20 protein-coding genes are annotated in these 22,700 nt (G+C 48.4%); 4 read left to right on the top strand and 16 right to left on the bottom strand.

From position 1 onward, the window contains the following. Positions 1-52: 52 nt before the first annotated feature. The 11 genes from ACR64Q_RS07625 to ACR64Q_RS07675 all read right to left on the bottom strand — a co-directional run bounded on the left by ACR64Q_RS07625 (position 53) and on the right by ACR64Q_RS07675 (position 11,450). Positions 53-946 (bottom strand): hypothetical protein, encoded by an 894-nt coding sequence (locus ACR64Q_RS07625; RefSeq protein ID WP_026604458.1) that lies wholly within the window; start codon positions 944-946, stop codon positions 53-55. Beyond that, complete coding sequence (locus tag ACR64Q_RS07630) at positions 936-2,405, bottom strand: lipopolysaccharide biosynthesis protein (RefSeq protein ID WP_313734151.1); 1,470 nt, start codon at positions 2,403-2,405, stop codon at positions 936-938. The genes ACR64Q_RS07625 and ACR64Q_RS07630 overlap by 11 nt, the downstream gene beginning before the upstream one ends. Before the next feature lie 187 nt (positions 2,406-2,592). Beyond that, positions 2,593-3,273, bottom strand: coding sequence for a formyltransferase family protein (locus ACR64Q_RS07635; RefSeq protein WP_483823299.1), 681 nt, complete (start codon positions 3,271-3,273; stop codon positions 2,593-2,595). Continuing rightward, entirely contained in the window at positions 3,270-3,992 is a 723-nt protein-coding gene (locus tag ACR64Q_RS07640) for a WbqC family protein (RefSeq protein ID WP_026604461.1), read from the bottom strand. Before ACR64Q_RS07640 ends, ACR64Q_RS07635 begins: the two co-directional genes overlap by 4 nt. Then, positions 3,989-5,101, bottom strand: coding sequence for a DegT/DnrJ/EryC1/StrS family aminotransferase (locus tag ACR64Q_RS07645; protein ID WP_026604462.1), 1,113 nt, complete (start codon positions 5,099-5,101; stop codon positions 3,989-3,991). The genes ACR64Q_RS07640 and ACR64Q_RS07645 overlap by 4 nt, the downstream gene beginning before the upstream one ends. Positions 5,102-5,197: 96 nt before the next feature. Beyond that, on the bottom strand, positions 5,198-7,279 hold the full coding sequence (locus ACR64Q_RS07650; RefSeq protein WP_313734152.1) for a YgiQ family radical SAM protein: 2,082 nt from the start codon (positions 7,277-7,279) through the stop codon (positions 5,198-5,200). Beyond that, entirely contained in the window at positions 7,276-8,079 is an 804-nt protein-coding gene (locus tag ACR64Q_RS07655; RefSeq protein ID WP_313734153.1) for a spermine/spermidine synthase domain-containing protein, read from the bottom strand. Before ACR64Q_RS07655 ends, ACR64Q_RS07650 begins: the two co-directional genes overlap by 4 nt. A gap of 222 nt (positions 8,080-8,301) precedes the next feature. After that, positions 8,302-8,922 carry a glutathione S-transferase family protein gene (locus tag ACR64Q_RS07660; protein ID WP_313734155.1) on the bottom strand — a complete coding sequence of 207 codons (621 nt, stop codon included), beginning with the start codon at positions 8,920-8,922 and terminating at the stop codon, positions 8,302-8,304. A 26-nt stretch (positions 8,923-8,948) separates the two neighbouring features. Then, positions 8,949-9,410: an amine oxidase gene (locus ACR64Q_RS07665; RefSeq protein ID WP_313734157.1), complete on the bottom strand. Its 462-nt coding sequence runs from the start codon at positions 9,408-9,410 to the stop codon at positions 8,949-8,951. A 16-nt stretch (positions 9,411-9,426) separates the two neighbouring features. Next, entirely contained in the window at positions 9,427-10,560 is a 1,134-nt protein-coding gene (locus ACR64Q_RS07670; protein ID WP_313734159.1) for a flavin monoamine oxidase family protein, read from the bottom strand. Then, positions 10,515-11,450 carry a hypothetical protein gene (locus ACR64Q_RS07675; RefSeq protein ID WP_026604468.1) on the bottom strand — a complete coding sequence of 312 codons (936 nt, stop codon included), beginning with the start codon at positions 11,448-11,450 and terminating at the stop codon, positions 10,515-10,517. The genes ACR64Q_RS07670 and ACR64Q_RS07675 overlap by 46 nt, the downstream gene beginning before the upstream one ends. Before the next feature lie 266 nt (positions 11,451-11,716). On the opposite strand from ACR64Q_RS07675, the gene ACR64Q_RS07680 reads away from it, so the two are divergent. The 4 genes from ACR64Q_RS07680 (at position 11,717) to ACR64Q_RS07695 (ending at position 15,630) form a co-directional block, all read left to right on the top strand. Then, complete coding sequence (locus ACR64Q_RS07680; protein ID WP_020482043.1) at positions 11,717-12,115, top strand: hypothetical protein; 399 nt, start codon at positions 11,717-11,719, stop codon at positions 12,113-12,115. 533 nt (positions 12,116-12,648) lie between these two features. After that, complete coding sequence (locus ACR64Q_RS07685) at positions 12,649-13,035, top strand: hypothetical protein (RefSeq protein WP_026604469.1); 387 nt, start codon at positions 12,649-12,651, stop codon at positions 13,033-13,035. Positions 13,036-13,147: 112 nt separating this feature from the next. Beyond that, a complete protein-coding gene (locus tag ACR64Q_RS07690; RefSeq protein WP_026604470.1) occupies positions 13,148-13,798 on the top strand; it encodes a DUF2760 domain-containing protein in 651 nt (216 codons plus the stop codon). Further along, the gene (locus ACR64Q_RS07695) at positions 13,795-15,630 is read left to right on the top strand and encodes an Hsp70 family protein (protein WP_313734164.1); all 1,836 of its coding nucleotides are present in this window, start codon (positions 13,795-13,797) and stop codon (positions 15,628-15,630) included. The genes ACR64Q_RS07690 and ACR64Q_RS07695 overlap by 4 nt, the downstream gene beginning before the upstream one ends. 117 nt (positions 15,631-15,747) lie before the next feature. Here ACR64Q_RS07695 and ACR64Q_RS07700 read toward each other — a convergent pair whose 3' ends face one another. From ACR64Q_RS07700 to ACR64Q_RS07720, 5 genes are all read right to left on the bottom strand, one after another. Next, positions 15,748-16,683 carry a YiaD family glycine zipper/OmpA-like lipoprotein gene (locus tag ACR64Q_RS07700; protein WP_313734166.1) on the bottom strand — a complete coding sequence of 312 codons (936 nt, stop codon included), beginning with the start codon at positions 16,681-16,683 and terminating at the stop codon, positions 15,748-15,750. A 241-nt stretch (positions 16,684-16,924) separates the two neighbouring features. After that, positions 16,925-18,199, bottom strand: a complete 1,275-nt coding sequence (locus ACR64Q_RS07705; RefSeq protein ID WP_313734168.1) for a PepSY-associated TM helix domain-containing protein — start codon at positions 18,197-18,199, stop codon at positions 16,925-16,927. An 89-nt stretch (positions 18,200-18,288) separates the two neighbouring features. After that, positions 18,289-20,703, bottom strand: coding sequence for a TonB-dependent siderophore receptor (locus tag ACR64Q_RS07710; protein WP_313734170.1), 2,415 nt, complete (start codon positions 20,701-20,703; stop codon positions 18,289-18,291). A 187-nt stretch (positions 20,704-20,890) separates the two neighbouring features. Then, on the bottom strand, positions 20,891-21,853 hold the full coding sequence (locus ACR64Q_RS07715) for a FecR family protein (protein WP_313734171.1): 963 nt from the start codon (positions 21,851-21,853) through the stop codon (positions 20,891-20,893). 84 nt (positions 21,854-21,937) lie between these two features. Beyond that, positions 21,938-22,465 (bottom strand): RNA polymerase sigma factor, encoded by a 528-nt coding sequence (locus ACR64Q_RS07720; protein ID WP_313734172.1) that lies wholly within the window; start codon positions 22,463-22,465, stop codon positions 21,938-21,940. Between the last annotated feature and the right edge of the window lie 235 nt (positions 22,466-22,700).

Below are 22,700 nucleotides of genomic sequence, written 5' to 3' on the forward strand. Positions count from 1 at the left end.
AATCATTGAGTTGACTGGCGCTTAAATTCGATACAGCTAATTAATCAGAGATTCATTTGAAGTGTTTTTTACATTTGATTATAAAGTCTTTCACCATTCTTCTTGAAATGTTTTCTTGTTCTATGAGGGTTGGCAATAGATGCTGTCTGGTATTTTTTGCGTAATCGATGTCATCAAATCCGTATGCAATGCCATAACGTTTGCTTTCCTCTGATCTCCATCGGTCTTTGCTTAATCCCTCTTCGGGAATAACAATGCTTGTGCATCCACATAACGCAGCATACTCAGAATACATGGTATGCAAATCATACGAAATACACATTTCAACGGAGTTGAAAATATCTGCGATTTCCTTGTGCGGCAAGTCGTCAATTAATATTGAATTAGTGAGGTCATGTACTATTTTTTTGCCACGACCTTTTCTCAGGATGTAACACGTACCTTTTCTTTCCCCAAAATTACTTTGGTAATAAATGTCGTTGCGTAAGAAAATTATTTGCAATAAATTATCTCCATCTTTATTAAGATTTTTGTCATTGAACGCTTGTTGATAAAAAAAATACAACTCGTTTTCGAGATAATCTACTGTTCCGGTATGAAAGCCTGGTTTGTGTAAAAACCAGCGGACAATTTTTTTTGCAAATAGGGGGTTTCCGCCAATTATTTCTGGGTAAATTATAATAGCGTCTTTTAAATCGGAGTAATTTGCTATTGGCGTAATAAGGTTTCGGGATATCTTATATTCTAGTCTGCCGTATTTTAGGCTATGCCATAATGCGCAAATACTTTTTATCGGCTGTGGATATATCCACTCCGGCTTGTCAAAAGGCCATATTAACGCAGTCTCGCCCTCCAGATTTAGAAAATGGCAAAGTCGGTGTAATGCAATGGAACCTCCTATGTTTTCATTAAATTCAGGTGAGTAAATAATGAATCTATTTTTCATTCTCGTGTATTTTTAACATGAATAACAATTTTTTTAAATATATATAAGCGTCAGTTTTAATTGAGCTGTTGGCGGAAAGATATAGAAGGGTAAAAATCAATAGCTTGATTATAAAAAAATGTGTGAGGTTTTCTGTAATTATTCTTGACGAAAATATAGCAAATGCCACAGATATAATTGAAATTAGCATTTGGATTATAATTGGTTTCGCAATGCTCATATAAGGAACTCTTATTTCATTGGATGTAAATAAAATATTTAATAGAAGCATGGATAGAGAGTTTATGATCATGCAGTATAGGTATGCTTGAACTCCCGAAAGGTATAGAGTGGCAATGTTTATGCTTAATATTGCCGCCTTATATATTTCTAGGCGAAGGAATGATCTTGAATTGCCACGACAACTCAAGGCACTTACCAAAATAGCGCTAATAGGATAACTATATCCAGTTATGACAAATAATTTAAAGAATTCAATAGACGGTGACCATTTTTCTGAGAGCAGCATAATTATTATTTCATCTGAAATTAAGAATAAGCTTCCGGTGAAAAAAAATGAAACAAAACTAGTTATTCCGATCATTTTTAGAATGATACCTTGAAACTTTGGCAAATCGTTTTGAATTTTACTTAAAGCTGGAAACAATATTTCTATGAGGCTCCCGGATGAGTATTGAACTAACATGGCATTTAGAGACTTGGCGCGTTCAAAGTAACCTAGTGTCGCCGATGTAACTATCTTTCCAATGGCTAGTATATCTATTCTTTCAAATATTGAAGCAATTATTGCCGATAAAAACATCCTAAAGCCGAAACCCCATAATTGAGTAAGTGCTTTCCACGAAAAGTTCAAAATAGGTGTCCATTTGGCGACCTTCAAAATAATAATATTGTAAAAGAATGCCATTGATAACGCTTGGGCTACTAGGCTCCATACGCCTACGTTATGTAAGGCTAGCGTTACGCCCAGACTACCACTTAGTAAAGTAGCTAATAAGTTGGATTTTGTTAGTGCTGAAAAGCTTAATTCTTTGCGAAGTCTTATTGTGCTAACGTTACCAAAAGCATTTATAATGAATAATAGGGACATTGCTTTCGTTATTGGAGTTAGCGTTTCATTAGCGTAAAATAACCCAATCAAGTTGGCCGATAAAAATGTTACCGATGTTAGTAATAGACCTATTGTTATATTAAAATAGAAAACAGAAGAATAATGTATTTGTAGTGTTTTTCTTTTCTGAATAAGTGCACTGCTCAGCCCGAAATCGTTAAATATATTTGTTATGCCAATAATTACTATAACTAGTGCCATTAAGCCAAAATCCTTTGGTTCTAATGTGCGTGTGAGGATAATTGATGTAATAAATCCAATTATTTGTCTGATGGTTTTTCCCGAGAAATCCCAAAGAAATGCTTTTATCCCTTTTGATTCTAAATTTTGCAATTCTTTTAAGCTCAAGTTTGGTTGGATATGTTTTTAATTATATATTTATTGGCTGCGTTACGATAGGTACCTGTTCTATTTAGACTAGCACTTTAGAGCAAGTCATCTCATCTTATTCTGATTTTTGTTGCATTTAATGATCACAGTAAAGTTAATTAGAAGTCGGATGTGCTGGTGGTATTGGGTTAATATGACTTTGAATTTAGGTTGTTTGAGCTAGAGTGTTCGGCATTATTGCATCGAATTTCATGGCCTCATCGAAATCTAGATTTGGTGAAAATTCTCCAACGTGATAAGAGCAATTAATTATTTTTGGATACCCTTCGTCACTAAATTGTATGCGATTCTCCTCCCACCACCTCAATACTTGCAATATCATTTTACATTGCTGAATGAAGATACGGTGTCTATTTTCTGCAATGCTTTTTTCTGGATTAAATGGCGTTGCAGATTGAATCAAAGGATAACCTGTGTCTATCCCTTCATTAACAAAATGAATCGTTGCGCCAATAAACTTTGATCCTGATTTTATTGTGTCACCAAAGCCGTCTAGTCCTCGGCATGCTGGTAGAATCGATGGGTGGAGATTAATTAGCCTGTTTCTTGAGGCTGATAGAAATTCACCTTTAAAAAGCTTAGTATAAAAAGATATATATAGGTCAGGTTGATTTGATTTATATTCTTCTAACAAAGAGTTAGAAAACTTACTTGCACTTTTTGATTCAAAAACCTTTGTTGGTATACCAAAATTCTTTGCTATTTCAATAGCCCCACATCTGCGATCTGAGACGACATGTCTGATGCGTTCTCTAAAATAAGTGTTTTCCAAAAGGTTGCTAAGAACCCCTCCATTGGTGGAGGAAATAATAACAATATTTATCATTGCAATATTTTTTTTTCGTTAGATATTAAATGGACAGCATTTAAGTGGTTTTTAGTATCAACTGGTCCAACCTCCATCAGTACATCAATGATGGAAAGAGAGGGAGTAAAGCCTATTGATCTCTGTTTGTAAGTGAAAGGTTTCATCACAATAATTCGTAGGTCAATATCTGCAGCGCGAAAGGCTTCAATATCATATAAATCTTGACCACCTTGCAGGTTAATATAAGTTGTGACGCCTTCGCGCTTGCATATATCTAAGATTCGCTCTTGGCCTGATAATGCATTGTTTTTATGGGATAAACTAGACAATCGAAATTCAGTTTTAATTGATAAAAAAGACGCAAGTGTTTCTAGTTGGTTTCGCAGATAATCTGATAGGCTATCTGTTTTATAGCGAATTATTCTGTCTATTATTGGGAATACTTCGCAATAAAATGGAGACTTTTTATAGGTTATCTCAATAGATTTCAATATTTTATTTCGCCAGTTTGATGATAGCATCTGTATTTCGCAAATATGCTTATTTTGCGACGCCCGATTTAAAGGTACTGTAATATAATTAGGTTTTCCGTTAATTAATAGGCGATTACGATTGATCCATCCTCGAGTAATGTAATTTACATCGTCATAGATAACAAAGCGATCTACTGCATGCATCAGCTGCCAATAGCCAATATAGGGAAAAAAATATGGCTGCATGACGGCCAAGCTTTTCATTCATTTTCCTTGGTGATTACTTCGAGAATAAAATCAATCTGATCGTGGTGCAAATCTGGATAAATTGGTAAACAAATTACTTCAGTTGCAACTTTGCTTGCAATTGGCAAATTTGATTGATTAGCAGAGGATAAGCCTCTATACATTGGAAATTCGCTAATTAGCGGATGGAAGTAGCGGCGAGCATAAACGCCTTTGTTTCTTAGTTTTTGGAACAACTCATCACGGCTAAGCCGATACTCTGAGCTCACTAGAATAGGGAAATAGGCATAGTTGGCTGTTTTTTCTTGGGAATTCGATAAGCAATATATACCTTTTATGAATGCCAATCCTTTACGGTAATGAGCGTCAAGAGCTTTACGTTTATTTAATGCTTGATCAATGCTTTTGAGCTGTAAAAGTCCAAGAGCAGCGTTAAACTCACTCATTTTGCCATTAATACCTGGCGCAACTACAGTCACTTCATCTACGAAGCCAAAATTTTTGAGGTGATCGATACGCTGTTTGGTTTTTGCATCTGGACAGACGATAGCTCCGCCTTCAAAAGTATTAAATACTTTGGTGGCATGGAAACTCAGCACAGATAAGTCGCCATGTCTTAGAATGCTACCTCCATTATCTTTTACTCCGAAAGCGTGAGCAGCATCATAGATAACCTTGAGGTTGTAATTGTCGGCAATATTTTGAATAGCATCGACGTCGCAAGGGTGGCCGTAGCAATGTACTGGCATTATCGCTGTTGTTTGCGGAGTGATTGCCGACTCTATTTTTGTAGGATCGAGATTAAGTGTATCGGGAGCAATGTCAACAAATACCGGCTTTATTCCATTCCATAGTAGGGAGTGCGAGGTTGCCACGAATGAATACGGCGTTGTGATAACCTCTCCAGTAATACGTAACGATTGCAATGCGGTAACTAGAGCTATAGTGCCATTAGTGAATAATGAAATATATTTAATGCCTAAATAATCGCAAAGTGCTTGTTCAAATTGTTGATGAAAAGGCCCGCCATTGGTCAGTATTTTACTGTCCCAAATTTGTTGTAAGTATGGAATAAATTCATCAAGGGGTGGTAATGACGGTTGTGTTACATATATTTGATTGTTCACATGTGACCTTTTCAATTGGATCGTAAAAACATGCTTCCAAGTGTAGTCATGTACTAACCATTCTCATAGCCTAAGCAGAGTCTAAATTTAATACGATCAGCGCTTCGTTCTAAACTGCTTTGTTCTAGATTCGTTTTTGAACGGTATAACATCAGTTTTCGGCTGAAAACTCGGTACCAAATGCTGCTTACCATTACCAATCAAATCCGCGCGCCCCATATCTTTCAAGGCCTCCCGCAGCAACGGCCAGTTTTTCGGATCGTGATAGCGCAAAAATGCCTTGTGCAAGCGCCGCTGCTTAATGGTCTTTGGAATCGCTATTTCAGGGCTGTTGCGAGCTACTTTGTGCAAGGTATCTTTGCCGGAGTGATACATGGCAGTGGCGATGGACATAGGTGAGGGCAAAAAGGCTTGCACCTGGTCGGCGCGGAAGCCGTTGCGTTTTAGCCATAGCGCCAGATTCAGCATATCTTTGTCTTCGGTGCCGGGGTGGGCGGCGATGAAGTAGGGGATTAGATACTGCTCCTTACCCGCTTCTTTCGAATACTTATCAAACATCTGTTTGAAGCGGTTGTAAGTGCCCATCCCCGGTTTCATCATTTTCGACAGTGGGCCTTGCTCGGTGTGCTCCGGGGCGATTTTTAAGTAGCCGCCGACATGATGCGTGACCAATTCTTTGACGTATTCCGGTGTTTCCACGGCGATGTCGTAGCGCAGACCTGAGGCGATGAAGATTTTCTTGATGCCCGGCAACTTACGAGCGCGTCGGTAAAGCTTGACCAGCGGCGTTTGATCGGTATTCAGATTGTGACAGATGCCAGGGTAGACGCAGGATGGTTTGCGGCAGGATTCTTCGATTTTCGGATCCTTGCAGGCCAAGCGCCACATATTGGCGGTAGGTCCGCCCAGGTCGGAGATATGGCCGGTGAAGTTGGGCGAGGTGTCGCGGATGGCTTCAATCTCTCGAATGATCGAATCTTCGGAACGATTCTGAATGATGCGGCCTTCGTGTTCGGTAATCGAACAAAAGCTGCAACCGCCGAAGCAACCACGCATGATCAGCACGGAATGCTGGATCATTTCAAAGGCGGGGATATTCGCTTTGCCGTATTGCGTATGCGGTAGCCGGGAGTAGGGCAGGTCGAAGACGCCATCCATTTCCGGTGTGGTGAGGGGTAATGGTGGCGGATTGATCCACACCTCGCGGTTGCCGTGGCGTTGAATCAAGGCGCGGGCGTTGCCGGGGTTGGTTTCGCCGTGCATCACTCGCGAAGCATGTGCGTATAGAATCGGATCGTCTTTTACTGCTTCGTAATCCGGCAAGCGGATGACGGTTTGTGTGCGCTGCTTATTGGCGATGGGTTTGAATTGGATAACCTTTTCATCTGCCGCAAGTTCAGGCTTATCGTCACATGCCGGCATTTCCTGATAGGGATTGACGTGCGAAATCACCGCACCCGGCTTATCGATGTCGGTGGAGTCTTTCTCCATCCAGCCCTGAGGCACCTGTTTCACAAAATGTACGGTGCCGCGAATGCCTTTCAGGTCGGCAATGGTTTCGCCTTTTGCCAAGCGTTGGGCAATTTCCACCACTTGCCGTTCGGCGTTGCCGTAGACCAGTAAATCGGCTTTGGAATCCAGCAAGATGGATTTACGCACTTTGTCCGACCAATAATCGTAATGGGCGATACGGCGTAAACTGGCTTCGATACCGCCGATGACGATGGGGACGTTTTTATAGGCTTCGCGGCAACGGTGGGCGTAGACGTTCACGGCACGGTCCGGGCGTTTGCCGGCTGCACCATCGGCGGTATAGGCGTCGTTGGAGCGGATTTTCTTGTCAGAGGTATAGCGATTCACCATCGAATCCATATTGCCGCCGGTCACGCCGAAAAACAGCTTGGGTTGGCCCAGTCGTCTAAAGTCTTCGGCGCTATGCCAATCCGGTTGCGAGATGATGCCGACACGGAATCCCTGGGCTTCCAACACCCGGCCGATCACCGCCATGCCGAAGCTGGGATGATCGACATAGGCATCTCCCGTGACCAAGATCACGTCGCAGGCATCCCAGCCCAATTGCTGCATTTCAGCCAGCGTCATCGGCAATTCCGGTGCCGGCCCGAAGCGGTGCGCCCAGTATTTTTTATAGCCGAAGATGTTGGGAGCGTTGTGTATCACGATTTTATAATCCGGTTGAAGACGTTAGGGTTGTGGCGTTTTAAGTCCAGCAGATAGGTGGGGAACTCCAGCTGATATAACTGTTCAAGCTGTTTGGCTTTGTCGATCAGCTGTTTCACGCCAGGCTTTGCCATGGCTTCGCCAAAGGCAAAACCGATCACGTTACCGCGATTGCGCACCGGCAAAAACAACATGCGCCTATCGAACATGCGGCCTAGATTCCAAACCACTTGCTGGAACATGTCCTTGTCAGTGCCCCATAAGTTGATCACCAGCAGACCGTTCTTGGTCAGCAAGGTTCGGCAATTGTCGAAAAAAGTTTCGCTGCTCACTTCCGGAGCCATGCCGTCGTGATCGTAAGCGTCAATCAGGATCAAGTCGTGTTGCTCGCTTTGTACCTGGCTGGCCTGACGCACATGCTGCGCGCCGCAGCCGATCTTGATTTTCAGGCGCGGGTCGAATGGCAGGCCGAAATGACTACGCGCCACTTTCAACACACTGCCGCGAAATTCCACCACCTTGAGTCGACAATCGGCAAATTGATGCAACATGAATTTGGCGATGGTGCCGCCGCCTAAACCTATCATCAGTATTTCGCGGGGGGTGTCGTGAAACATCAAGCCGGCCATCATGGCCCGTGCGTACAGGGAATGGAGTCGGTCTGGTTCGGCCAGCAGCATACTGCTTTGTCGGGCATGCGAGCCAAAGTGCAAGGCCCTGACGCCTTCCTTATCAACGATTTCTATGATGCCCTCGTCGTCGTGGCTTTGGTGTACCACCAGGCCTTCATATTTGTACATGCGATGCAGCGAACGGTAAAGATGGAGCTATTTTCCTTGAAAATCCGGCGCTTGTCTTGTGAATAGTGCGTTGGCGACGATTTAGTCACCTTGTAAAAATGAAGGGATATTGGATTAATGCGGCTTGCTTTATGGGTATGGGTGCGAATTATTTCGCACCGTAAATCGAATACCTGGAGCAGGCGGTTTTTGCTTATCGAGCAGATGGTGCAGAGATGAAGGTCAGTCCACTCTATAACCTTCCTCCATCAGCACGCGTTTAACGACCGGACGCGACAGCATCAAGCGATAGTGTTTCAAGCAGTTGTCCGGCAGGGTTACGCCGGTTTTATCCGCCCAAAACTCCACGTAAAACAACGCAGCATCGGCGATGCTGAATGCACCCAAAGCGTAGCCTTCGGCAGGTAGCTGTTCATTCAATATTGCAAAACCTTTATTAACAATATCCAGTCCTTGCGCTTTAACCGCCTCGTGATCGGCAGGATTGGGCGTGAATTTCTCCGTGGTAAAAATTCTCGCAAAGCCCTGGCCATGAAGCGTACCGACCGCATAGTCCATCAACTCGATAGCTTTTGCGTCGCCATCCGCGTCGCCCGGCAACAGTTTGGCTTTGGGATAACTGCGTGCCAGCCAGTAGGCGATGGCTTGGAATTCGGTCAAGGCGGTACCGTCATTTCGGACCAGGGTGGGAATGGTGGCTTTAGGGTTAAGTGCCAGATAATCGGTTTGATGCTGATCGCCAGCCATTAAATTTACCAGATGAGCTTCAAAAACCAGATCCAGCTCTTCCAGTAAAATATGGATTCCGGTGGTGCAGGAGCCGGGTGTCATGTAGAGTTTCATAAATTATCCTGTCGGAAAAGTTTTGCTTAACGGCAGTCCAGAAAGTAAGCATTAATGTCCAAGGCAAAGTTCCGCCACAGTAAGGCGATATCGCTACGCACCGTGCTCAGGTAAACCTGATCGGGTTTGTGTTCATCGGGGAAATTGGATAAGGCGCAGGAAGTGCGATGTTTATCCACTACGATCAACAGAAATTCGTCGATGAAGCCGTCGAATACCGTCAATACAGATTTGGTAAGATCCGCCAAGCCCTGATTGACCGTGCTGCCGGCGTGATCGAACGGTAAGGTCTGCAATTTAGCCAGGGCGTCTTGATAGGTTTTTTCCAAGACGATCAGTACATTGCGTTGAAAACAGCCGTCCCATTGTTGATGCGATAGGTCATGGGCCAATAATTGATCGTATTGCTTCTTCATATTGGCTTTCTGCTCGATTATAAATCGGCTAAATTCGCCGATGCTTTTAGCGTTAAGCGTTGGATTGTTCATGACAAAGTCCTTTAGGTTAGAGTGTTAATGCGGTAAAAACCCGATCACAGGCTTCTAATGCGCCTTCCAAATAGCCCCCAGACCTACTGGCTGTTTCGGTTCCACAGAAATACAGTTTGTCTTGCCAATGGTCCAATTGCAGAGCGCGGTGGCCGTAGGAAGGGTGTTCGAATGTAGGGGCGCGATCCGTTAAAGTCGCGGTAAAAGTTTCCTGGCTCCAATCCTGAATCACCACACTCAATGGATTGGCGGCGGCAGGACCGAATAGGCCGACCATTTGCCGAACGATCAACGCCGACAGGCTGTCTTGATACTGTTCGCGAATCTGGGCTGGCAAACCAAAGAAGCCGAACAGGGCCGAGGTTCCCGTATCGTGTGAACAGGCGTCATAGACTTCAGCCAACACCGCACTGGGATAAGGAGAAATGGCGTTGCCGGAATAGCCTTGTAGGCGCCAGAACGCCTGTTCGTAAACCAGCACCGCTTTGGCATGTCCGGCCATCCAGGTAGGCGTGTCTTGCATCAGAGACAGCAAACCGAGCGCTAATGCCGGTTGGAAGGTAATACTGTTAGCCAGCAATCGCGGGGGCGCGGCCAGCACGACTTGGCGAGCCTGGATGGTATTCACCGAGTTATCGGTTGCGAATGTTAAATCGACATGACTACCTTGATCGCTCAGCCCTAGCAACCGATGTCCAAGGTGCAGAACGCGTTCGGGTATGTGTTGCAATAGGCCGTCGATCAATTGTTGGCAACCGCCGGCAATCCGTCTGGCATCCGCGTGCGTCTGGGTGTCGATATAGCTGGCTGGTATGGCGTTCGCTTGTACTTGATATAAGCTTTGACCGCGGTCCCACTGCGGAAATAGCGTTAATCCCAAGCGTTCTGCTAATGCCGTAATGAGCGGTTGATCCATTGGCCACAGCCAAGTCGGGCCCAGGTCTGCGGTAAAAACCTGGGCAGGAGCGGATGCGGATAAAATTCTGCCGCCGCAGCGTTCGCGCGCTTCAAACACGCCGATGTTGGATTTTTTCCGAAGCAGTTTTTCAGCCAAGGACAAGCCGGACAGGCCGGCGCCAATGATCGCCACGTCCAGCATGGGCATCATGCCGTCTGCGTCGTTTGGCACAGTAAGGAGTTGCTCTGCCATAAGGGTAGTCTCGGCGCTTCGGTTGAGGCGCTGGGCATGATCAATTTCTTGCGGAAAATATCCCACACGCCGTCATAGCGTTGCTGCACCCGAATACTCCAACCCCAAACGATAGGTAAATGCACCGGTACCCAAATATAAAGATCCGGTCGGTCCGGTCCGGCGTTTTGCATGAAATACACCGTATACTTTTCCAAAACGCTAATCGATGCGACGGCATTGCCGGCAATTTCAGACGGAATAGCTTGCGCCACGGCTTGGCTGAACAGCAGTTTTTGCTGCTGGCCTTGCTGTTGAAACGGACCAAGCGGCGTGACCGGCAAAGGCCTTGCTTTGCCGGACAGATACAAAACCGGGCCGCCTTCTTCAGTCTCGGTATCCACTAAAGTCATCGTTTCGCCGTCGGCAAAATGTGCTGTTCGGCTGGACTCCACCAACTGCAACACACCCAGTTGGCTGCAAAAACCGGCGGTGTCCCATTCCAGTTCAAAATGAGGCGCAATGCTTAGGGTTGGCATATCGTCCGCCAAGCTTACTGTCGGCGCGGGCATGCCGATGTCAAGCAAGGTCAAACGATTCTGATTGGGCAACTGCGGGTCAGCGCTGGTAAGGGCTAAGCAACTTATGAGCGGTGGGCTCCGTAAATCGTTGTTCCAAACGAATGCCTGTGTTGGTGTTTGTTTAGTCTCCACGGGCATTACCTCAGCCCGTTCGATGCTTAACAGGTAATCGCCGAGCAAGCCGTTTTGCAGATCATGCTCCACATCGCCGAGTCGGTTATCAGCCAGTTTTTGTGTGTCTATGCTGTAGCGATGGCCTGCGTGTAGCACTGGGTTGCTTGGTTTGGCCTGCGTAGGCGTAGGGCGGGGCAGTGGAAAAATGTGTTCCATTGTTGGGCTGCTGATGGCGAAAGCTATCAGGCATTCAAGAATGAGGCCAATTGAGCAAATGGCCGAATGCGTGCGAAGATCATGGATTGATTGGGATTGTTGCTCCAAGCCAACTTGCCAAGCGATGTCGTGGATCCGACAAAGTCTGCATTCTTGTCACGACAACACTCTAGCCCTGGAATTTCGTCGGGGTTATCGTCAGTGCTTGCTATCCACGTAGAACACTTCTACAGTTCCAAGGTACGTACATTATTTTTAGGAAAATCATGCGAAATTTATTGATAACGATGCTGTTACTGGTCCCAATCGCCGCTGCGGCTGAAAACGATGCGTTTAAAAATATGGATAAAGCGCAAATGCAGCAAGTAATGCAGAAAATGAAAGCCATGCAAGACTGCGTGAAGAACATTGATAAGGCGGACATGCAGGCCTTTCAAGCGCAGGCCAAACAAATGAGTGCCGAGGTGAAGAGCTTATGCGAGGCGGGAAAACGCGATGAAGCGATGGCGAGAGCGATGGAATTTGGTAAAGATGCGTCGGCCAACAAGGCCATGCAGCAAATGAAACAGTGCGGTGAGGGAATAACGGAAGCCATGCCTTTATTGCCTGATGCTACTCAAGGCCAAAATCAAGCCGGTTCGTCTCGGCATGTGTGCGATCACTGAGTTTTAACGCACCATTTCGTTTGGTTTTCTCGCAGTAAAAATATACGGTCATTTGCAAGAAACCCCCGCCGGCCCTTATATGGTGGGTTTTTGTCGCCATGCAAACCCTTTAAAAATAGATAGGGAGGCGATGCGTTTTTGCTTTATTGGTCTGCAAAATCGACGTCGCTTCCCCCTTACAGACCAAGCTCCGCCCATCACTTTTGTGTTTCCCTGGCAGAGGATATGTCGAAAATGAGCTCAAGCCTTTCGTAATCTTCACAGCTCGGGCTCCTCAATGTTCTCAAGAAACCTTCAATTGGCGGGTTTCTGCCCCCTTGTCGTCGCTTTTAACTCCTTGCCTGGTATCTTAGTACTCTGGCATTAAAACGTGAGTTTGCTCGGAGCCTGGGTGAGTCAGCTACTTGCCGCAGTGAACTCGCAGACTAGGCCTAGCCTGCTCTGACCGCCTGCCGCTTCCGACTGATTGTTCATTTCAGCCAGCATCGCGTAAAATCGCCAGCCATTATTACGCCCCGATTGGAGAGCAAATCATGACATACCGTTTAGTAGTTGCATTGATGATGGTCGCAGGTTTGGCCTGTGCCGAAGAAGCCAAGGAAGAATGGAACGAAACCACGCTAAAAGACGAGACCATTCAGAAAATTCAGCAAGCGCAATACACGTATAAAAAATGTGTAGTGGATACTATGCAAAAACCCGAGTTTGCCAAGATGGAAAGCCGCAATGCCACCGATGTGATTATTAAATCTTGCGAGCCGACCTTGGCCGAAATTCGCAAAGTTTATACCGACGCCGAAGTGCCGGGCGTGGTCGCTGACCGGCATTTGAAGAAAATGCGTATCCAGGTGACGCGCAATTTGCTTCAGGAATTGATGTATGCGGAAGCCGCGAAAAAAGCCGGCATGCCGGGCAACTGAATCTTAGCTGTCCGCAACGACATGGACGTAAAAATTTAGTTTTATCTGTTGCGGCAGGCTTGAAGATTCGACGACAGCCATTGTTTCAATTAACAACCATCACTCGTTATTCATGAATACCTACACCATCGATTTATCCTTGCGCCCGACCACCTTCGATTTGTGGCACGTGTGTTTGGCCGGTACGGCCGCGCTGCTGGCTTTGCTCCTGATTGTGGTTTTAGTCTCGGTTCTGCTGGGCATGCGCCGCTGTAAATCCGCAGCACCGGCATTAATCGCTCCCGCCCCCGCACCGCAACCGGAAGTTAAAATCGTCGAAAAGATTGTCGAAGTGGAAAAAATCGTCCAGGCGCCGGCGCCTGAACCGGTGGTTTTGAAGGAGGCTACCCCGGATGCAGCGCTGCAATTATTGAGTTTGCTGCAAAAAGAAGCCCGCTTTATTGACTTCATCAAAGAAGACGTCAGTGCCTTTTCCGATGCCGAAATCGGCGCGGCCGCGCGGGTGGTGCATCAAGGTTGCAGCAAAGCGGTAAGCGAGCATTTCACGCTGGCGCCGGTCAGCAACGATCCCGAAGGCAATCGCGTCACCCTTAACAAAGGCTTCGATGCAGCGTCATTCCGTTTGACCGGCAATATCGTCGGCGAAGCGCCGTTTACCGGTACTTTGGTGCATAAAGGTTGGCAAGTCACCGATCTGCGCTTGCCAAAATTAACCGAAGGCCATAACGCCAAGATCGTCGCGCCGGCCGAGGTGGAATTATGACCGCACGTTATTCGGTCGGTATCGATTTAGGTACCACGCATTGCGTCTTGTCTTATGTCGATCTGGAAGCCGGCGACGACCAAGTAGTTTTGGATGTGTTGGCGATTCCGCAGCTGACTAGCCCTGGCGTTATCGAAGACAAAGCGCAACTGCCGTCGTTTACCTATTTGGCGCATTCCGCCGAGATTGCCGACGGCGCAACCGCGTTGCCGTGGACCGCTAAGCCGGAATATCTGGTTGGCGAAATTGCCCGCAATCTGGGCAGCAAAACTCCTATCCGATTGGTATCCAGCGCTAAGAGTTGGTTGTGCCATGCCGGCGTCGATTGTAAACAAGCGATTTTGCCAGCCGAAGCGCCGGAAGATGTGGAACGCATTTCCCCGTTTGCGGCAACCAAAGCGTATCTACAACATCTGCGCGATGCCTGGAATCATCGTTTTCCAGAGCACCATATGCAAGATCAGGACGTAACGATCACCGTGCCGGCCTCGTTCGACCCGGCCGCTCGCGAATTGACTGTCGAGGCGGCGCGCGCGGTGGGTTTGGGGCAGGCAGTGTTGCTGGAAGAACCGCAAGCAGCGCTATATAGCTGGATTGAAAACAGCGAAGGCGACTGGCGTAATCATGTGCAAATCGGCGATGTGATTTTGGTAGCCGACATCGGCGGCGGCACCACCGACTTGTCGCTGATTGCGGTTACCGAGCAGGACGGCGCTTTGCAATTGAATCGGGTTGCGGTTGGCGACCATATCTTGCTGGGCGGGGATAACATGGATTTGGCCTTGGCCTATACCGTCAAAGCCAAATTGGAACAAGAAACCGGTAAACGATTGGAAAGCTGGCAAGTGCAGGCTTTAACGCATGCTTGCCGGGAAGCAAAGGAAAAACTATTCAACCAAGCCGATTTGGGCAGTATGCCTCTGGTAGTAGCCAGCCGTGGCTCATCTTTGATTGGCGGTACCTTGCGCACCGAACTGACTCGCGACGAATTGAATCGAGTGCTGGTGGAGGGCTTTTTACCGTGGATTTCCGTTAACGAAAGACCTGTCGTCAGGCCACGTAGCGGTTTACGCACCGCCGGTTTGCCATATGCGCAGGATGCCGGCATCACTCGTCACTTAGCGGCATTCTTGTCGCGGCAAAAAGAAGCGACCGGCGAGTTGTCCGATCATGTCTTGCCGGAACATGCCAGCTTCTTGCATCCAACAGCGGTATTGTTCAACGGCGGGGTGTTAAAAGCCGGCGTAATGGCTGAGCGTTTGATGCAAATATTGAATAGCTGGCTGCAAACCGAGCAAGCCGACCCAGCCCGATTATTGCAAGGCGCCGATCTGGATTTGGCAGTGGCACGGGGCGCGGCATATTACGGGTTTGTCCGCAAAGGCAAGGGCGTAAGAATTAAAGGCGGCACGGCGGCGGCTTATTACGTCGGTATTGAGAGTGCCATGCCGGCAGTGCCCGGATTGCCTGCGGAAATCGAAGCCTTGTGCATCGCACCGTTTGGGATGGAGGAGGGCAGTGAACAGGAATTGCCTAACGACGAATTCGGTTTGATCATTGGTGAACCAGTACGCTTCCGCTTTTTCGGTTCAAAAACCCGCCGCGACGATGCGGTAGGTGTGCGTTTGGAGTATTGGCAAGACGACGAACTGGAAGAACTGGATGAAATAGAAATCACGTTACCGGAAGAAGGCCGGCATGCCGGCGACATCGTCCCGGTGCATTTGTCGGCGGCAGTGACCGAAGTGGGAACTTTGGAATTAAAAGCCGTTTCCAAACGCGATCAACAGCGCTGGAAAATTGAGTTCGATGTCAGGGCCGGCGACGCTTGAAATCAATAACATGTAGCGGCTAAACGCGAACCGAATTTCCGGGGGGGCTAAAATGAAACCCGCTTCTTTCCCGGAAAGAAGCGGGTTTTTTATTACGGCTAGCTTGTAATTGAAGCCTTATTGTTGTTGATAATAAGGCTGTTGATACTGCGGATATTGCTGGTTCTGTTGCGGGTAACCCTGTTGCGGATAAGTTTGCTGTGGATACCCCTGTTGCTGAGGGTAACCCTGGTATTGCTGATTCGGCTGAGGGTAACTTTGTTGTTGCGGGTAACCCTGCTGATACGGTTGGTTTTGCTGCGGGTAATTCTGTTGCGGATAACCGCCTTGTTGTTGAGTCGGCTGGGTCTGTTGCGGTTGCGGGTAGCCTTGCTGCGGTTGTTGTGCGGCGCCGGCGTTCTGATTGGCGTTGATCGCCAGTTCCACCCGACGGTTAATCGCCCGATTGGCATCGCTGCTGTTCGAGACCTTCGGTGAGCTTTCGCCCATACCCTGCTGGGAGATACGCATCCGGTTCACACCACGTTGCGCCAAAAAGTTGGCCACGCTGGAAGCTCGTGCTTCGGATAAACGTTGATTGTCGGCATCCGAGCCGACATCATCGGTGTGGCCGGTTACGGAAATCGTCGACTCAGGGTAATTGGTCAACACTCTGGCGATGGGGTCCAGCGCATTCTGGGCTTCCGGTGTCAAGTCGGCCTTGGCGAAAGCAAACGTCACATCACTGGTGCTGGGCATGTTCAAGGTCAGCTGGTTTTGCGCGGTGCGTTGCACTTCAATCCCGGTGCCTTGCAGCGATTGCTGCATCTCTTCCTGTTGTTTATCCATGTAGTAACCGACACCGGCACCCACCGCAGCACCGGCTAATGCGCCCAGACCGGCGTTTTTCCAGTCGTTTCCGCCGAATAAAGTACCGGCGCCTGCTCCCACTGCCGCGCCGACGCCGGCGCCCTTGCCTAGATTGCTCATGCTGGACTGGCCGGTATAGGGGTTAGTGGTACAGGCTGTCAACAAGCTGGTACCGATGGCGATAGCAAGTAATCTTTTAGTCATTATTTTTCGTCCTGGATGCTGTTCATAAATACGTTGAGTCGGGCGGCGTGTTGATTCTACAGGGTATTGCCAATAGAAGCCGGGCTCCGACTGCGTGGCGATTAAACCCTTAAAGGCTTAACTCGCACTTAAAATGGACCGGCAGACGGGGAAATGGTTTCCTGAATGGCTTATTTACTCGGTTCCTATTTATCACGGGTATTCCGTTCGGGCTGAGCGCGAACAGGATTTAAGGACCGGGTTAATAAACGGATTCCGCGGCCTGCGCCGGTTGGCTTTGGTTTTGGCGGTGTGACTTTAGAGGCTGTTTCGCCCGCCGTTTTTGCAGCCAACGAATCACGCCAGTGATATACAACACCGGGCAAGCCAAGCCGGAGAAAAATACCAACATCCTCCCCGTCCAACCGAAAGCGTAACCGCTATGCAGAGGCCATTGCCAGTCAAGAAATATATCGCCGTTACTGCCGGTGCTTTTATCGTAAACTTTGACTATCTCGCCGCTGTATTGGTCTAGGGCAATATCACGATAACCGACAAAGTGACTTAACTCGGTCACATCCTTCTTCATTACCTTATAGACGCCTTCAGGGCTTTTCGGCCCATCAAGCATCCATAAGCGGCCGGTGGGGTAGTGCTCTTGCACAATGGCTTCCACGGTTGACAAACTTAAGGCCTGTTGTCCGGCTTGCGGCGGTTTGCTGCGAATTTCTGCCGGGATAGTGTTAAAAGCAGTCGGACGGCTGACCGGAGAAAACAATTTGACCAGCACATTGACCTGCTCAGGCAGATTAAAATAAACGCCGGAAAACAATACCGGCAGCAGCACGATAGCCGAATAGAAGCCGAATGTTTTATGCAGGTCGAAATTAAATCTCACCACACTGGCATTGCGTTTAACGGTCAAAGCTTGTTTGAATTTTCCGGTCAACGGCCACCAGAGTATCAATCCCGTCAATACGGAAACGATGGAAATCGCGGCCAAAATACCGTTAATGTCGGCACCGGTTCTGCCTTGCAGCAAGCACCAGTGCAATTGCATGATGAAGCCGACGATAGGCCGTCCCCAATATCGATCCTTAAGATAATACAGTTGTGTGCCGTTGACCTTTGCTGTGTAAGGGTCAACAAAAATGTAATAGCCGTCGCCGTTTTTCGCTTGTTTGTCATCCCTGATAAAGTACAAAAACTTGTAGGCGATATCGGGGTTGCGGGGGTAATAGAGCTTGAAAAATCGGCTGCCCAGCGGCTTGACGGATTCCGCCGCGGCAACCATCTCATCCAAGGAATGCAACTTTTTTCGATCTTCAACCGGCGTTGAAACTAAAGCAAGCTCCGGGTTTAAAATCTCCTGCAATTCCACAAAGAAAACAGCAAAACTGCCGGTCAAGCCAACTACAGTCAATACCGCACCGGCAATCAGGCCGAGATATAAATGCGCATCCAGCCACAGTTTGCGGCGGGCTTTGAGTTTGACCAGCCGGGTGTCGGCTTTCGGTATCGCCATCGAGCTAAGCATTGAAAATCCTCACAAGATTGTTGCCTGATTTGTGTGTGTCAGGTGAGTGCCGGCCGTGCGGAGCGCAGGCCGATATCCCGTCTCGTCGTTCAATATTCCACCCGAATCGACCCCATGAAGGTGCGCGGGGCTCCGAAAAATATTTGATTTCCGTCATTGGATGCCGCGAAATAGTGCTTGTCCAACAGATTATCAGCGTTAACTTGGGCAGTTAATTTCGCCGAATTGATCGACATCGAATAGCTCGCCATCAGATTTAGCGTGGCATAGCCGGGCAGTTGGTAAGTATTGGCGGTATCGCCCTGCCGTTGGCCGACTGCGGTGACGCCGGCACCAAATTTAAGCCCCTGCAAATCTCCGGTCTGGAATTCGTAGGTATTCCACAAGCTGCCAAAATGACGCGGATCGAGCACCAGACGCTTACCGGTATTGCCAATACCCCCACCTGCTGCGACATCTTTGGTGATCTTGGCAAACGGCAGATACGAATAAGCACCGATGATTCGCCAACCCGGCAAAACTTCGCCCGATAGGTCGAATTCCAGACCGCGGCTTTCGGCTTCGCCGGCCGTTTTTGGCACCAAGGGATTCAGAGGGTCGAATACGGGCACGTTCTGTTTGGTCAAGTCGAAATACGCCAAGGTCGCCGATAAACGGCCATCCCAAAACTCGGTTTTTACCCCGGTTTCCCATTGCTGGGCCGTTTCCGGTGGCAGAATGACGCCGTCCGTCCTAAACTGGCTATTCGACTGGCTGAAGTTCTCCGTGTAACTACCGTATAGCGATAACCATTTCAGAGGGCGCCAGAGTACACCGCCGCGAGGACTGACTCGGTCGTCGTCGGAAACGGTGCGGCCTAGTAGGTTGTTATCGACCGTTGCGTTGTCGTAACGAAGTCCTCCCAAAACGTGGACGTTGAACGGCAGTTCGATCTGATCCTGAAGAAAAAGCCCGTACCAAGCGGTGGTTTTGTCGCCAAAAGTGGGAGCTGGCAGCGGCGGCAGGGGACTATGGACAGGATTGTAGATATTGATAGCCGGAGCAGCGACGCCAATTTGAGTAATCTGATCGTCGGCGCGAAAATAATCGCCGCCGAGAAGTAAGGTATGTTTGAACCCAAATGTCTCGAACTTTCCGGTGAGATCTACATTGTTGAAATAGCGCTGCGATGGGAAGTTGTCGACAAAAAAACGGCGGTTGATTGTACCGTTCGCGGAGACATTGCCTAGAAAGAACAAGCCGGTATGCTGGTTTTCGAAATTTTCGTAGCTGAAACGATGGCGTAAAGTCCAATTGTCATTGAATTCATGCGACCAATTCATGCTAGCCAGCATGAATTCCTTGCTGCGTTTTGTATAAGGCTCCGATAAATTACGCTCGCGCGGTAACGGTGCCGGACGGTTGCCTACATTGGGAATGCCTGGTTCCAGAGAATAGTCGTCCTTTAAATATTCGAATTCGAAAGTGACTTGCGTGCGCGGATCGATATTCCAGCGCAGCACAGGTGCCGCAAACACGCGCTCGTCCCCTACGAACTCCCGAAACGATTTCGAATCCTGATAGGCGAAGTTGAATCGGTACAGCAAGCTGTCGTCTTTGGTAATCGGGCCGGTGGCATCGAGCGTGGTGCGATAAAAATCGAACGAGCCGAATTGCTGCTGCAGCGAATAATAAGGGGTCGCCAACGGCTGTTTGGTCACGACGTTCATGATGCCGCCCGGTTCCGCTCGTCCGTAGAGAATCGAACCCGGACCTTTCAGCACTTCGACTCTTTCCAGATTCGCCGTTTCTCGGCGATTCATGCCGACTCTCTGTCCTAACGCCGGCGATAAAACACCGTTTCGATAGATCGTGTTATTTCTAAAGCCGCGAATGATAAATTCGTCGCTACGGCCTTGCTCGCCTCCCGGCATTACGCCGCTGACGTTCTTCAGCGCGTCTTTCAAGCGTACGGCCTGTTGATCCTCTAAAACCTGCTTCGGCACGATTTGCACCGAAAACGGCGTTTCCATGATCGGCGTGTCGGTTTTGGTGGCCGTGCTGGCGCTAGTACGGTTGTAATCCGGGTTGTAAGGATCGGTCGAATCGTAAACCGCCTTCCCTGTCACCGTCACCGCTGGCATAGTCGTTGCCGATTGCGGTTCACTAACGGCCACCTTTTCCAGCGTAGCTTTGTTATCACCGGTCATGCGGTAGTTGAGGCCGGTGCCTTGCAGCAAGATGTGTAGGGCTTGCTGCGGGGTGAAGTAGCCGTTAAGGTTGCTGGATAGGCAATTTTTGGCCAGGTCTGCGGGATAGCCTACTTGCCAGTCGCTGCTACTGATAAAGGCGTTAATGGCATCAGTCAACGGTTGGGCTGGGATATTAAAGCGTTGACTGCCTTGTTGGCTGGCGACGGTCTCGGCGGCTTGCGCGGGGATGCTTATCAGGCCGGGCAAACTCAGGGCTATGGCGATGCTGAGTTTGCGTAATGCACAAGGCGGGGGCAGGTGTGGGGGCTTCATATGTACTCCTTGTCTGGATTGTTGTCTGGTAGGGCGTTGCAACGCACATGGCTAACGAGACGTTTCAGGAAAAGGAATACACAGTTGGCGAGAAAATTATTTTTTGATTGGCGAGTAGGGCGTTGGCCGGAGATTGTGGAATCGGGCGAATGATTTTCCAATCAATACCTAATGGTTGGGGGGCGATTTAGTTTTTCAATATCGTCAGGTAAGTGGAAATATTCACGATTTTGGCGCCGGTTATGTTCGCCAAGGTTCGCAGCAGGCTATCGGTATCTTCCAGTTTGTAATTTCCGGTTATCCGGATGTTTGCCAATTTGGTGTCGGCGATGATTATGGTGCCGGAATGGTAGCGATCCAGTTCGCTTATCACATCTGCCAAAGTTCGATCTTGAAATATCAGGCGGCCTTTTAGCCAGGCAAAGGTTTTACCGGTATCTATGTTGCTGATATCCGCAACGCTTTGGGGCTTAATTTCGGTATGTTGGCCGACGCTTAATTGCCGGTTTTGCCCATTTTCGGCGCTACAAATCACTAAACCACTTTCGACATTCACCTGGGTCGTTTTGCCGGTTTTGACGCTGAAGCGGGTGCCGACCACACGCACTGTTCCGTGTTCTGTCGTCACAATAAACGGCCGGTCTTTGTCAGCTTGTACCTCAAAATACGCTTCGCCGCTTAATAAAGTTACGCCGCGTTGTGGGCCGGCGTAATCCAGTTTTACGGCGCTGTCGGTATTAAGAACCAGCGCGGAACCGTCCGCCAGTATTACGCGGCGCTGTTCGCCGGTGGCGGTGATAATGTCTGCTTGCCAGCGTTGCAACCAGTCAGTTGAAGCCAGGAACCAGCCGCAAATTAAGGTAATGCTGGCGGCTGTAGCCCAGCGCCTAATTGTCGATTTATGCTGTGCGGGCGGCCGAAGTGGGATACTGGCGTATTGGCTTAGGGCCCCGTTAAATGCCGGTGATTGCCAGAGTTGTACAACTTTGTCGTAAGCGGTTTGATGCGTGGGGTCGGCGGCTAACCAGCAGGCAAACTCGGCTTGATCGGCCGCACCGGTTTTATGGTCTTGTAAGCGGGCAAACCAGGCAAGTGCTTGATCTTGGACATTACCCAGCGATGGAACTTCCTGATCAAAACGTAAAGGCATGGCGGTTGGCGGGTTAGGTATTGGGGCGAATTTTATCAGTATTGGTGCTGTGTTAAGGAAAATCAGTATGGCCTAAGGTTACGGCTAGTCTTGCCGGCTGGCTAATAAATGAGTTAGAGCTGCCTGTACATTCTTCTCTACCGCGCTACGCGATATGCCGTAATAGGCGGCGATCCGCTCGTAATTCCAATGGTGAAATTTGTGCAACACCAGAATTTGCCTGCGCCGTTCGGGTAATTGCTCAAACGCCGCCAGCATCAATGCCAGTTCTTGTTGGTCGGACGCTTGCTGCTCGGGCGTCGGAGTACCGTCCGGCAAATTGTCCAGCAGCGATATATCTTCGTCCGTATCGGCCGTTTTTGGGTCGTCGGCGCTTTGACGAACACGCTCTTTGCGTAGATGATCCAGTGCCAGGTTTTTTGCGATTTGGTACAGAAATGGCCGTGGGTAGCTTATATCTTGGTTTTCTAGGGCGTGCAGCATTTTTATGTAAGCTTCATGCGCCAGGTCTTCGGCGGTTTGCGGGCAGCCGACGATGCCGAAAATAGTGTGAATCAACGAATCGCGATGGCTCAAAAATAAATCGTCGATGTTGAAGGTGAGTCTGTTCATTGCGAAGACGTGTTTGACGTGCTAGGTACCCGATAGAACCGGTCCTTAGCAATATTTGAACCAATAAGCAAATGTGTTGATTTTTAAAGACAAAATCGCATAGTGCCTGGCGGCCCGGTATGGCATATGCCGTTTTAATGGGTGAAATGCCTGATTTATTTGCAATCAGAGTGGACGGGAGATGTGCGCTGGAAGTGCCTACAACTACACACTTTTCCTGCGAAAACTGCTAGTC

Source organism: Methylomonas sp. 2F7, from assembly GCF_057126975.1.

What these genes read in the sequence shown, in the direction of transcription:
- ACR64Q_RS07685 (WP_026604469.1), top strand. Translation starts at nt 12,649, where the DNA reads ATGACATACCGTTTAGTAGTTGCATTGATGATGGTCGCAGGTTTGGCC.
- ACR64Q_RS07635 (WP_483823299.1), bottom strand. Translation starts at nt 3,273, where the DNA reads ATGATAAATATTGTTATTATTTCCTCCACCAATGGAGGGGTTCTTAGC.
- ACR64Q_RS07670 (WP_313734159.1), bottom strand. Translation starts at nt 10,560, where the DNA reads ATGGCAGAGCAACTCCTTACTGTGCCAAACGACGCAGACGGCATGATG.
- ACR64Q_RS07625 (WP_026604458.1), bottom strand. Translation starts at nt 946, where the DNA reads ATGAAAAATAGATTCATTATTTACTCACCTGAATTTAATGAAAACATA.
- ACR64Q_RS07680 (WP_020482043.1), top strand. Translation starts at nt 11,717, where the DNA reads ATGCGAAATTTATTGATAACGATGCTGTTACTGGTCCCAATCGCCGCT.
- ACR64Q_RS07675 (WP_026604468.1), bottom strand. Translation starts at nt 11,450, where the DNA reads ATGGAACACATTTTTCCACTGCCCCGCCCTACGCCTACGCAGGCCAAA.
- ACR64Q_RS07660 (WP_313734155.1), bottom strand. Translation starts at nt 8,922, where the DNA reads ATGAAACTCTACATGACACCCGGCTCCTGCACCACCGGAATCCATATT.
- ACR64Q_RS07720 (WP_313734172.1), bottom strand. Translation starts at nt 22,465, where the DNA reads ATGAACAGACTCACCTTCAACATCGACGATTTATTTTTGAGCCATCGC.
- ACR64Q_RS07700 (WP_313734166.1), bottom strand. Translation starts at nt 16,683, where the DNA reads ATGACTAAAAGATTACTTGCTATCGCCATCGGTACCAGCTTGTTGACA.
- ACR64Q_RS07715 (WP_313734171.1), bottom strand. Translation starts at nt 21,853, where the DNA reads ATGCCTTTACGTTTTGATCAGGAAGTTCCATCGCTGGGTAATGTCCAA.
- ACR64Q_RS07640 (WP_026604461.1), bottom strand. Translation starts at nt 3,992, where the DNA reads ATGAAAAGCTTGGCCGTCATGCAGCCATATTTTTTTCCCTATATTGGC.
- ACR64Q_RS07695 (WP_313734164.1), top strand. Translation starts at nt 13,795, where the DNA reads ATGACCGCACGTTATTCGGTCGGTATCGATTTAGGTACCACGCATTGC.
- ACR64Q_RS07705 (WP_313734168.1), bottom strand. Translation starts at nt 18,199, where the DNA reads ATGCTTAGCTCGATGGCGATACCGAAAGCCGACACCCGGCTGGTCAAA.
- ACR64Q_RS07710 (WP_313734170.1), bottom strand. Translation starts at nt 20,703, where the DNA reads ATGAAGCCCCCACACCTGCCCCCGCCTTGTGCATTACGCAAACTCAGC.
- ACR64Q_RS07665 (WP_313734157.1), bottom strand. Translation starts at nt 9,410, where the DNA reads ATGAACAATCCAACGCTTAACGCTAAAAGCATCGGCGAATTTAGCCGA.
- ACR64Q_RS07655 (WP_313734153.1), bottom strand. Translation starts at nt 8,079, where the DNA reads ATGTACAAATATGAAGGCCTGGTGGTACACCAAAGCCACGACGACGAG.
- ACR64Q_RS07690 (WP_026604470.1), top strand. Translation starts at nt 13,148, where the DNA reads ATGAATACCTACACCATCGATTTATCCTTGCGCCCGACCACCTTCGAT.